The 11,928-nt window shown below is 56.4% G+C and carries 6 protein-coding genes; 2 read left to right on the top strand and 4 right to left on the bottom strand.

The window, feature by feature from the left end; genetic code table 11:
* Positions 1 to 30: 30 nt before the first annotated feature.
* From H6B31_RS04000 to H6B31_RS03985, 4 genes are all read right to left on the bottom strand, one after another.
* A complete protein-coding gene (locus tag H6B31_RS04000) occupies positions 31 to 1,023 on the bottom strand; it encodes an extracellular solute-binding protein (RefSeq protein ID WP_204897318.1) in 993 nt (330 codons plus the stop codon).
* On the bottom strand, positions 1,020 to 2,699 hold the full coding sequence (locus H6B31_RS03995) for an ABC transporter permease subunit (RefSeq protein ID WP_204897317.1): 1,680 nt from the start codon (positions 2,697 to 2,699) through the stop codon (positions 1,020 to 1,022). Before H6B31_RS03995 ends, H6B31_RS04000 begins: the two co-directional genes overlap by 4 nt.
* A gap of 11 nt (positions 2,700 to 2,710) precedes the next feature.
* Positions 2,711 to 3,481 (bottom strand): ABC transporter ATP-binding protein, encoded by a 771-nt coding sequence (locus tag H6B31_RS03990; protein WP_204897316.1) that lies wholly within the window; start codon positions 3,479 to 3,481, stop codon positions 2,711 to 2,713.
* Positions 3,482 to 3,680: 199 nt separating this feature from the next.
* Positions 3,681 to 4,562 carry a MurR/RpiR family transcriptional regulator gene (locus H6B31_RS03985; RefSeq protein WP_204897315.1) on the bottom strand — a complete coding sequence of 294 codons (882 nt, stop codon included), beginning with the start codon at positions 4,560 to 4,562 and terminating at the stop codon, positions 3,681 to 3,683.
* 645 nt (positions 4,563 to 5,207) lie between these two features.
* On the opposite strand from H6B31_RS03985, the gene H6B31_RS03980 reads away from it, so the two are divergent.
* Positions 5,208 to 5,402, top strand: a complete 195-nt coding sequence (locus H6B31_RS03980; protein ID WP_204897314.1) for a hypothetical protein — start codon at positions 5,208 to 5,210, stop codon at positions 5,400 to 5,402.
* A gap of 1,440 nt (positions 5,403 to 6,842) precedes the next feature.
* Positions 6,843 to 11,822, top strand: a complete 4,980-nt coding sequence (locus tag H6B31_RS03975) for an S-layer homology domain-containing protein (RefSeq protein ID WP_204897313.1) — start codon at positions 6,843 to 6,845, stop codon at positions 11,820 to 11,822.
* Positions 11,823 to 11,928: the final 106 nt, after the last annotated feature.

The following is an 11,928-nucleotide window of genomic DNA, read 5'->3' as shown; positions in this document are numbered from 1 at the left end:
CGGTTCCTCCTTTTCTCACAGACAGCCGGTTCAGCCCTTGGCCCGCTCGGACAGCTCCTGGTGGGCGGTGAACAGCTCGAAGGTCAGAGGCTCGTCAAAGACGCTGGGGTAGGCGGACTGGTTGGCGGGGTCGGCGGTCTCGCCCTCATAGAGGGGGTTGGGGTAGGTCTGGATCAGCTCGGCGCGGCCGTTTTCAATGATGCACTGGGCCATCTCCATGGCCAGGGGGTTGGTGTCCTCCCCCTTGTCCAGGACGGCCACCGACTCGGTGAGGGAGAAGTTGCCCTCAGTGGGGTCCACGTAGTCGATGGGCAGGCCGTCGGCCTTGTCGGCCACCGCCTGGTGGCGCAGGCCGAAGCCGATGGCCACCTCGCCGGCCCGGCACAGCTTCAGGGGGCCGGAGCCGGAGGTCTCGATGTGGGCGCCGCAGTTGTCATAGATGGCGGCCAGAGTCTCCTCGGCCCCGTCCTCACCGTAGGCGTCCACCAGAGCCTGGATCAGTAGCCAGGCGGTGGAGGAGGACTGGATGTCGGTGACGGCCACCTGTCCGGCGTACACCGGATCGACCAGGTCCTTCAGGCAGGTGGGGGTGGGCAGATTCTCCGTGGCCATCAGCTCGGTGTTCAGGATGATGGCCCCCTCCTGGGAGGTGATGGGGGCGGTGTAGTCGGGCACCGCCTCCAGGGTGTTCACCTCAAAGTCCAGGGGCAGGAACATATTGTTCTGCTCCTGGGCGCTCTGGAGATAGAAGGTGCTCATGGTCACCAGGTCGGCCTCCAGGTTGGTGCCCTCGGCCAGCAGCTTGCCCCCCAGCTCGGAGGTGCCGTAGGTCTGCACGATATACTTGCCCTCATAGCCGCCCGCGTTCAGGGCGTTCTCCATGGCGGTGATGGCCTCCTCGTCGGCGTTGGAGTAGATGACGATCTGGTCATCTCCGGAGCCGGAGCCGCCGCCGCAGCCGGCCAGGAGGGACAGGGACAGGGTCAGGGCGGTGCCCAGGGCGAGATACTTACGGATGTTCATTGGACAGCTTCCTTTCTTTTGGCAAAAAGTTGGATGGGACGGCGCTCTTTCACCGGGTGGGTTGCCTTATAGCTGGCCAGGCAGGAGAAGAGCCCCTTGGCGATCAGGTTGGTGGCCAGGATCAGCAGGGAGAGGACGAACACCTCGTTGAAGCGGTTCACGTACTGCAGCTGCTTGATCATGGTGGTGAGGACCATGGTCCGGGCCCCGGCGATGAAGATGAGGGCGCTGATAGTGACCATGGAGTTGATGAAGTAGTAGCTGAACACCTCGATGAGGCTGGACAGGGCGTTGGGGGTGACCACCCGGAGGATGGTCTGGAGCCAGCTGTCCCCCATGAGCATGGCGGTGGTCTCCCAGCCGGCGTTCATCTTGGACAGGGAGTTCTTCATCATCAGATAGGGAGTGGAGAAGTAGTGGACGATGTTGCACAGGATCATCAGCAGCAGGGTGTTCTGCAGCCCTGTGCCGGAGAAGAGGAACATGTAGGCCACGCCCAGCACCATGCCGGGGATGGCGTTGGTCACTAGGGCGATGCTCTCGATGACCCGCTTGTACCGCGGGGACAGGGTGCTCCGGGCGGTGATGAGGGCGGCACCGTAGGCCGCCAGGGTGCCCAGGAAGGCGGTGAGCAGGGCCATTACCAGAGAGTGCCAGTAGACGGTGATCAGCTCATTGTCTGTAAAGACGGCGGCAAAGTGCTCCAGGGAGAAGCCGGTCTGATAGGGCCACTCCTCCACCAGGGGGACCACAAAGATCACCGCGAAGATGGACAGGATGGCCACCGAGATCACTGTGCTGGAGATGCCCCAGCCCGTGTCCCGCAGGGAGTTCTTCCGCAGGTCCGCCTGGGAGATGCGGGTGTAGCGGATGTTGAACCGCTCCAGCAGCTGGAGGATGCAGATGCTGCCGATGGAGGGGATGAGCATGATCATGGCGATGACCGCCCCCCGGTTGAAGTCGGGGATGCCCCCCAGCATCTGGTTGTAGAGGAGGGTGGCGATGACCTCATACCCCCCGCCCACCGAGGCGGGGATGCCGAAGTCGGTGAAGCACAGGAAGAAGGCCTGGATGAAGGCGCCCGCCAGAGTGCCCAGCAGGGGGCGGAGAATGGCAATCCAGAAGGTGGCCAGGTCCCGGTCCCCCATGACCTTGGAGACGATGATGGTCTTTTTGTCCACAAAGCCCATGGTGTTGTGGATCAGCAGGAAGGCCACCGGGATGGTGTAGATCACATAGCCCACCAGCAGCCCGCCGAAGCCGTAGATGTCAAAGAACTGCCGCCCCAGCAGGCGGGTGAGCAATCCCTGGCGGCCGAAGGAGTAGATGATGGCGAAGCCGTAGGTGATGGTGGGCAGGAACATGGGCAGGGTGGCGATGGCGGTGATGAGCCGCTTAGCCCACTTGGGCAGCTCGGTGTAGTGGACCGCGTAGGCCATCAGGAAGGCGATGACCGTGGCCGCCACGGCCGACGCGGCCGCCACCGCGAAGCTGTTCCCCAGGGCTGTGAGAAACCCGTCCCGGGTCACCACCGAGACATAGAACTCCCCGGTGAGCCCCCCGTCCCCCAGCAGGGACTTGCCCAGCAGCAGGAGGATGGGGGCGGCCAGAAAGCCCACGAACAGAAGGGTGATGATCCAGAAGATCCCCTTCAGCTCCCAATTTTTCCGTCTCATGGCGCCTCTCCTCACACGGCCTCACCGGCCAGCTGAGGGCGGTCGCCGAACAGGGCGTAGATGTTGCCCCGCTTGATCTCCAGCTGGCGGAGAATGAACTTGCGCACAAAGTCGTTCTTGGGCTGGTGGATGATCTCGTCCGGCTTGGCGTACTGGGAGATGGTTCCCTGGTCGATGATGAGCACCCGGTCGGACAGGGTGAGGGCCTCCTCCGGGTCGTGGGTGACGATGATGGTGGTCAGGTGGTACTCCCGGGCGATGGTCTTGATGCGGTCCTTGATGGACTCCTTGATGACCCCGTCCAGGGCGGACAGGGGCTCGTCCAGCAGGAGAATCCGGGGCTTCATCACCAGGGTGCGGGCCAGGGCCACCCGCTGCTTCTGACCGCCGGAGAGCTGGTCGATGCGCTTGTTCAGGTGCTCCCGCAGGCCCAGCAGGTCGATGAGCTCATCCACCTCCTCCTGGGAGGAGATGCCCGGCTTGTTCCGCAGGCCGTAGGTGATGTTCTGCTGCACGTTTAAATTGGGGAAGAGGGCATAGTCCTGAAAGACGATGTTGAAGCCCCGCTTCTCCATGGGGGTGCGGGTCAGGTCCTCCCCGTTGTAGCGGATGGCGCCCTGGTCGGCGTCCACGATCCCCAGGATCATGTTCAGCAGCGTGGTCTTGCCGCAGCCAGAGGGGCCCAGGATGGAGACGATCTCCCCGTCCTCCACCTGGAGGGAGATGTCCTTGAGTACGGGCACTCCGTCAAAGGACTTTTGAAGGTGCTCCAGTTCCAGCATGAAAAACCGCTCCTTTCTCGGTTTCAAAAGTTTATGTGGGAGCCGCCGCACGTCCGGCGACGGTGTAATCCTAGCAAATTCCAGCCCCGGGAAACAAGCGCAAAAGGTTTAAGTTTCCGTTAGAGAAGCGTAAAAAGGCATCAAAAAGCGGGGGCTTTTCTTGTAATTTTCTTACAAGAAAAGCCCCCGCCGGAGCCCCTCACTCCTCCGGATAGCCCCGGTCGGCGATGACCGCGCCGCTCTTGTCCAGACTGCGGGAGAAGCGCTCGTAGTCGCTCTGAATGATCCCCATGTACAGCAGGTCCACCACCGCCAGGTCGGGGATGCGGGAGAAGATGGCGGTGCCGTAGATCACCGCTTCCTCGCCCCCGGTGCAGAGGCACACGTCGGCGTACCGGGCCAGGAGGGGATTTTTCCGGCTGGTGATGGCGATGGTGCCCGCCCCCGCCTTCCGGGCCAGCTTGAGCGCCTTCACCGTATCCATGGAGCAGCCCGAGTGGGAGAACGCCACCGCCACATCCGCCACCCCCAGGTGGGCCGCCCCGATCTGCTGCAGGTAGGCGTCGGTGTTCATCCGGCAGCAGAGCCCCAGGTAGGTCAGCTTGGTCAGGAGGTCGCCGGCCGGGGTGCAGGAGTTCTCCACGCCATAGATATCAATGGTTCGGGCCGTGGCGAGCATCCGCACCGCCCGGTCCAGCTCCTGGGGGGAGAGAGACTTCAGCGTCTCCTCCAACAGGCCGCCGGACACCCGCACCTCTTTCAGCGGCAGGTCCTCCAGCTGATCCCAGGGTTTTAAGTCAAAGCCCCCCAGGTGGTCGAAGTAGGCCTCCCGCTCCGTCCCCTGGCTGCGGTCCCGCAGCAGGCAGTATTTGAAGTTTCGGAAGCCGCCGAACCCCAGGGCCTGGACGAAGCGCACCACGGTGGGCTGGCTCACCTGGACCTGGTCCGCCAGTTCCGAGATGGTCTGCTGGGTGCAGGTCTCCGGATGGTTCAGCACATAGTCGGCCACCCGCTGTTCCGATGGCCGCAGGGACGCGTAAGTCTTTCGGATCCGGTCCAAAACCTGAATATCGTGCCGCATAGCAACATCCCTCTCGCCTTGTAATAAACTTACATGTTCTCTCCGGTTGAAAAGAAATCCTTTTTTGCGGCAGTCCCGCCCTTGAGCCCCGGGAGCAGGCCGGCTGCGGGTCAAAATCGGCGCGCTGGAAAAAATGCGGCCGGCGCGGGGTTCTGTACCACAATAGTAATGTAAAAAGAGAGTGCTGCGCCACCGCCTGTTTGTAAAATATGGATGAAATTTTTGTATCGTTCCGTGTATTTGCCGCCGGAGGGCGTGCACAGGCGGCGGAAGCGGAGCCGTGCGGACGGCCTGGAGGCTGGGAGTATGTGGGAAAGATCAGCGCGGGAGCGGGTGTATAGAGCAAGAGAGACGAAATTTAAATTTCCGTCAAGATGGCGAAAGAGGGATGTGACGTTTTATGAAATTTATGTGATTTCATGGAAAAAGTTAGATAATATATGGAAAAATGAGAAATATTAACATGGAAATGCGGAATAACTGAATAAACAGACATTTTACCCAGATACAGGAAATAGATCTTGAAAATTTGGATATCCCGTGCTACAATGCTAGTACCTATATGCAGCTGTTTGGTTGTTCTGCAGAAATTTATGACAAAATTTGTTTTTCGTAAATAAGTGCAGACCGAAGGGTGGTGAGCACATGGAGACTGCAGCTGGAAAAAGTCGGGCGGGCCGGGGCGCCAATCCCCGGCGTGTTATACGCCTGTGGCAGGTCAAGAGGGATGACCTCCAGGCCCAATTGGATCGCCTGGTGGAGCAGATCGGCTGCAGTCTGCTGAGAGCCGAACAGCTCTCCATCGGCTGGAATTCCAGCAGGGGGGTGAGGGGCCCCTGAGGTGTGTGTGCAGCCCCTCCCCGGCGGCGGGCCGGGGGACCCATGCGAATTTGAAAGGAGCGAGAAAACATGAAACGAAAGCTACGGAAATCTCTGAGCTGGCTGCTGACCGTCGCCATGATCTTCAGCCTGTTCTGCGGGATGATTCCGACGGCGAGCGCAAAAGGACCAGATTCGGCTGTGGGAGAGAATCACATTATCTCCATGGGATATACGAATGGCAGTGCAGACTTGAAGATGACTGTCCAGGCAGAATATAACTCAGAAGTGGTGGATACAATCCATGTTGCTAATGGCGCACGCAGCTACAATGAAATTGAAATTCAATTATTAGACGGTGCCAATGCAAAGGAAAAGTATGATATTTTAGATGTATCTATTTCTGTAAGCAATTCCACTGGAGATTGTGCTGCTAAAACAGTAACTGCGGACAAATGGTCATTTACGCCTTTGTCTGTAAGTGGAGATCCGTCAATTACGATTACCGTTACACTCTGCGACCAGTTTGTTTCCCCTGAAATTGAGGGCGGAGAGATTGATTACGGTATAGCAGAAACGATTCATTATCAGTTTACAGAAGTCCAGGCACTAGCACTTCTTAATGCTGTCGGAGTAAAAATCAGCGAAGATACTCACGTCTCTGATACCGGAGTGCAAATGCGCTTCGTGGAGAAATATTCCGGCGTAATGACTCAGGACTGGGGATATAACGCTCCTGGTGGCCATAACATTAGAAACTGGTATACGACAGTAACTGGAGCTGCGGGAGATAAGGCTCAGCCTGGAAATATCCGTCAGTTAGAAATTGTTTATACAGATGATGCGGGAGAACACACGGCAATCATCCCGGCCAGTGTGTTGCGGTATGTCAATATTGATGAAATCAAGGCAAATACATATAGTGTAGAGGCCAAAAATCCCAATCAGCAGGTAGTGGCATTCTATAATGAAGAGGATGGTTATACTGGTGGAGTATACACTCTTTATGATGTCCAACTTGTAGACACGAATGCAAGCGTTGGGAAAGAGAACATGCCCGAAAATCCTATATATGGAAATGGGACGGAGTATGTCTTCACAAACTGGGACTATAATCCTCGGGGTGGTGCTCCCTTCCTGTCTTCTGATAAAATTGCAGATGATGTGGCAGTTTACGCTAGAAAGGTTTCAACATCTGATATCGGTGGTGTACAGATTCATGTAATGAACAATGATAACCATCTGACCAATCGGATTGTTGAACTCTATAATGCTAAACATCCGGACAGCACGATTACAAGTGATATAAATATTGAAACAGCTGTTATAGGAGTTCAGATCAATGGTAACGATGGGGAAAATACGGATCCTGAATATTCCTTGAACGGATGGAGAAATGGCTTCTATTATGTTGATAATTCTGGGCCAGCAGGACATGTTCCCTATGAACAGATTACCAGCATGACGGTGTATGTGAACATTAACGGGAGCGAAGAAACACTTAACATTTCGAGAGGTGAGGAACCGGGCGATTTCCAAATTTCTCAGGTTGGAGTTGAATATCTTGAGATTCACATCAATGTTCCTCCCTCCGCCCCCACCGACGACGACCTGACTGGTGACCCGGATATTCCGAACGACACCGGCCTTCTTGGAAAAGGTGCTGTCACAGTGACATGCGTCACTAAGGACTCTGGGCATGCTCCTGCGACCTACGGTCTTCTGTCTGAAACCTATACCGAACCGAAGGACGAGGACGTGTACTGGGCCAACGACGAAGGGGGAATTGGCGCTTATTATGTGAAGGTTACTAACATTGATCCCTCTGAGTATGTGAAAAAGTACAATGACGTTACACCTGGGCACACGTTGTCTGATGAGGAACAGACCAGAACCATTACCCTGAAACTGGTAGACAATCAGTGGAAGGTAGACAGCGGCGCTCCTGTCGAATTTGAGGTCACCTGTGAGAACGAGGGCGGCGAGACCGACCACACCATCACGGTCAAAGTCACAAACGGTACCGTTTCTTACGACAAGCAAGACGACAAACAAGAACTTTCATTCCCGGTTGATAGCGGAGAAGACGCTACAATCCAGCTTAGTGCAAATTCCGGCTATGCTCTGGACTATGCGGTAGTCGATGATGTTGATGTCTCTGAGGTCATCGGCACAGATGGCTCCTACACTTTTGAGAATGTCAGCCAGGACATGACGCTCATCGTTGTCTACGCTAAAGACGAGAAGGGCAACATCGGTGACGACGGCAACGACACCGGCGACGGCACACCGGACTACCGGCAGGTATTTATCCGGTATGAATCCGCTGCTCCGGTGCTCGGCAAAGTGACTCCTGAGCTCCAGACCGAAACTCTTGATGTCGACGAAAATCATGCTCCTGTGACCGAGCCCATTGCTCTGATCGGCGTTGCCACCGCGGAGGATGGAGCAGAGTTTGTCCAGTGGACGTGCAATGACGTGCCCATTTCGTTGGCCGCTGATTTGAAGGATGACGGAGAAAAGCTGTATACTTACAGGGCCGGAGAAACTTACGTGATCCAGGCACACTTCGAGGCTCTGCCTCCGGTGGTGGAAACTTGTAAGGTGGCGGTTGAAGTCTACAACGGTACCGCGACCTTCAATGGAACAGAGGTCCAGGGCTATATCCTGGCACGAAAGGGTGAGGATATCACCATCACCTTTACTCCCGACCAGGGCTTCGAGTATGAGAAGGCCACCCTTGACGGCTATGAGATCCAAATCCCTGATGATGGGACCTACACCATCAAATCTGTGGAGAAGGATTGCAAGATCGAGGTCTGGTTTACCCAATCTGAAGCCCCCGAAGAGCCCCTGACTCCGCCCGAAGACTTGGAGAATTTGCTGGATGACCAGATCAAAGTACAGTGTGTCAGTGACAGCAGCCATCTCTCCAAGATCTATGGGGTTTGGGACGGCAGCTATAACGTCTATGACGACACAGACCTAGAAAACGGAATCTATATCATCTCCTTGAACGCCGAGGCCTATGCAGCCAAGTACAACTCTGACCAGTATTACACGGGCAAGGATACCCACAACCCGTATGGTGGCGATGTGCTGGTTGTTTTGACCTGGGACGGAGAGGAATGGACTGTCAGCTCCGCGCCCATCGTCGTGCGGGTGAGCTGCAACGAGTCCACTACCCCCGAGCCTGAAGCGCCCACTAAGGACGACCTCCTGGCCCAGGACATCCAGGTCGTTGTGGAGTGCACCAATTCCAAGGTGGCGCATGCAGATGCAACATATAACCTCAGCGACTTTAAAGATGTTGTTGTGACGAATGCGGTTAAGAACGCTGATGGCACTTACACCTTCACCGTGAACAACAGTGTGTTCGTAGATAAGTATAACGAAGACAACGGCTACACGGGTGAAAACAAACACGAAACCGATGACAGCGGCACAGCGCAGGTTACCCTTTCCTATACAGAGAAGGACGGAAAAGGAAGTTGGACAGTGGCTCCCGGCACTTCAATTACCTTTAAAGTAAAGTGCGGAGCCAGCGATACTCCCGAACTTCCCACCATTGACGAGATCCTGGACGTTCTGTACACGAAGCCTGTCCTGGTGAAGTGCATGAACGAGAATCGGGAGCACGAGATGGAGGATGAGGAGTACGCCGTGCTGGAGGGGACCTATAAGATCGGCCCGCTCCAGCAGGATGAAAATGGCGATTGGACTTGCTACTTTGAGGTCAATGACCCGATCCCCTATCTGAAGCAGTTTATCAACAACACCGACTCCACCCAGCACATGATCTTGGACTCCAATTCCCAGCAAATCCTCCTGGTTCTGATTGACGGGGATTGGAGCGCCCCCAATCCTGACCAGTACATCACCACCATCGAGGTCACCTGCGACCCGACTGTGGTTGGTTCCTATGATTTGACCTTCAACGCCAATGGCGGATTTTTTGGAAGCGAAGAGGCATATGGTAAGGAAATTTATGTCAAAGAGGATCTGGTTGCCGGTGAACATACGTTAAGCAGCTATGTCAGAAGCGAGGACTTGGTGTATAGCAGTACGGGTGAAAAAGTTATCTTCGCCGGCTGGACCACGGAACCGCAGAACAAACAGGTTTACCGCTATAACGACGCCGACATTCCGGAAATCGTAGAGACGGTAACCATCGAAGATCAGCCTGTGACCGTGTGGGCCGTGTGGGGCTATGACGAGGACGAAGACGGCGTGGCCGATATCAACGAGGTCGTCATCACCCCCGCCGACATCACCATCTACACCGGCGGCACGGGTTATCTGGGTGTGACCACCAACGAAGATGGGGATATTGTTAGCGATGAAGCCCTAGCCAGCGGCCTGCCCCAGCCCGGCTACCACATTGACCTGCCCGCCAACATTCAGACTTGGCTGGGCAATGGGACCACGGCTGAAAACCTGGCCACTATTCTGCACTTTGAGTATAATGTTGAGGAAGGAACTGCGGCTGGGACCCGTAATTGGGTGATGAAGTACGAAGGCGTCTACGCAAGGGACGCAAGCGGCAATCCGCTCCGGTATGTGTACACGCTGGAGCCCAGCGATGATGGCAACGGCAAGAAGATTCCTGTTCGGATTCTGTACAAGGACGGGGATACGATTGTTGACGACGACAAGATCGACATGAGTGCCACTGCAGCTCACGAAGAGTATACCATGACAATCAATCCCGGTGAGCTGGATCAGAATAAGATTCAGGCTAAGCTCACCAAAGGCGATGAGAGCAAGACTCTGAATGTGTTCATCGGTACCGGCAAGTTGACTATCCGCAGCGTGGTGGAGAAGAAGGATAATACCTCTGTCATTGCGGCGAATGAGTCCAGTGTTACCGGTAATGAGATCGCCGCAGTGGGCAACAACGCCTCCTACGTAGTCAACGACTCCGAAGTATCCATTGACGTGACGAATAACAAGGACCGCGTCCAGCTGCTGGTGGACAAAGTATCTGATAGCGACGAGTTCGACCGGGATATGGAGAATGCGTCCCTGACGCACGCGGGAATGTCCGATGGAGCCTGTGAGACAGCCTATCTGGACCTGGTGGATACCGAGAACGGCAACACCGTGGTGACACTGGGCCGGGGCAGCATGGACATCTATTGGCCCATGCCTGAAAATGCCGACGCAGAAGGAACCTTCAAGGTGGTCCATTACGTTGGTATGGACCGTGAGAGCACAGTAGATACAGGTGATCTACCTACTCTGGATAGTGTTCAGGTACTACACGGCGACAAGCAGGTATCTGTCGTGACTACTGGAGGCCAGCAATACATTAAATTCTCTACCGACTCCTTCTCCCCCTTCGCCCTGGTCTATGAGACGAAGGATCCCGGCACCGACCCGGGTACCGATCCCGACGATGATAAGGACGACGACGACCACTACACCGGTGGCGGCGGCAATGACAACGACAGCGATCCCACCGGCAACCTGTCCATCGAACTGGACGTGAACGGCGGGGACGACGAGTTCACCTTCACCGTCTATTTCACCGATGAGGACGGGGACGACCTGAAGAACAACTTCTACTACAACGGCGACTACACCGGCACCATTGGCAGCGGCGATGAGATCACCCTGGAAGGCGGCGACAAGATCGTCATCCGCAACCTGCCCGAGGGCACCCGGTACGAGGTCATCATTGAGACCGCCGACGGCTACACTTACGTCATCGACGGCGAGGAGGGCATCATCCGCACCGGCACCAATGAGGCGGAGTTCACCGCCACCCGCACCGTGCCCCTGGCTGATCCCAGCGTCACCGGCGTGTCCCGCTGGCTGAACGTGACGGACCACATCGCCTACCTCACCGGATATCCCGGCGGAGCCTTCGGCCCCGACAACTCCATGACCCGGGCGGAAGTGGCTCAGATGTTCTACGCTCTGCTGAACAACAAGAACGTGACCATCACCAAGACCTTCCCCGACGTGCCGGCCAACGCCTGGTACGCCACCGCGGTGAACACCCTGGCTTCTCTGGGCATGGTCTCCGGCGACGCCAACGGCAACTACCGTCCCAACGATCCCATCACCCGGGCGGAGTTCTGCGTCATCGCTCTGGCCTTCGCCTATGAGCCTGACAACGCCGTGTGCTACTTCAGCGACGTATCCCGCAGCGACTGGTTCTACACCTATGTGGCTCAGGCGGCCAGCTACGGCTGGATCGGCGGCTACACCAACGGGAACTTCGGTCCCAACGACCGGATCACCCGCGCCCAGGTGACCACCATTGTCAACAACATGCTGGGCCGCGCGGCGGACCGTGACTACGTGATCGATCACCAGGCCGACCTGGTTCAGTTCACCGACCTGAACCGGACATATTGGGGCTACTACCAGATCATGGAGGCCACCAACGCCCACGACTACACCAAGTCCAACGGAACCGAGAACTGGCGCTGACACGCAAAGAGAAGCATACGGTTTCAAATTGACGGGGACCCGCTTTCCGGAAGGAAAGCGGGTCCCCGCAGCTTGTCAAAAAACCTGTGTAGAGATGAATCCGCTC

Origin of the sequence: Pseudoflavonifractor capillosus (genome assembly GCF_016899775.1) — a bacterium.
In the GTDB taxonomy this organism is placed as follows: Bacteria; Bacillota; Clostridia; order Oscillospirales; family Oscillospiraceae; genus Lawsonibacter.
This window is presented reverse-complemented; position numbering and strand designations above follow the sequence as displayed.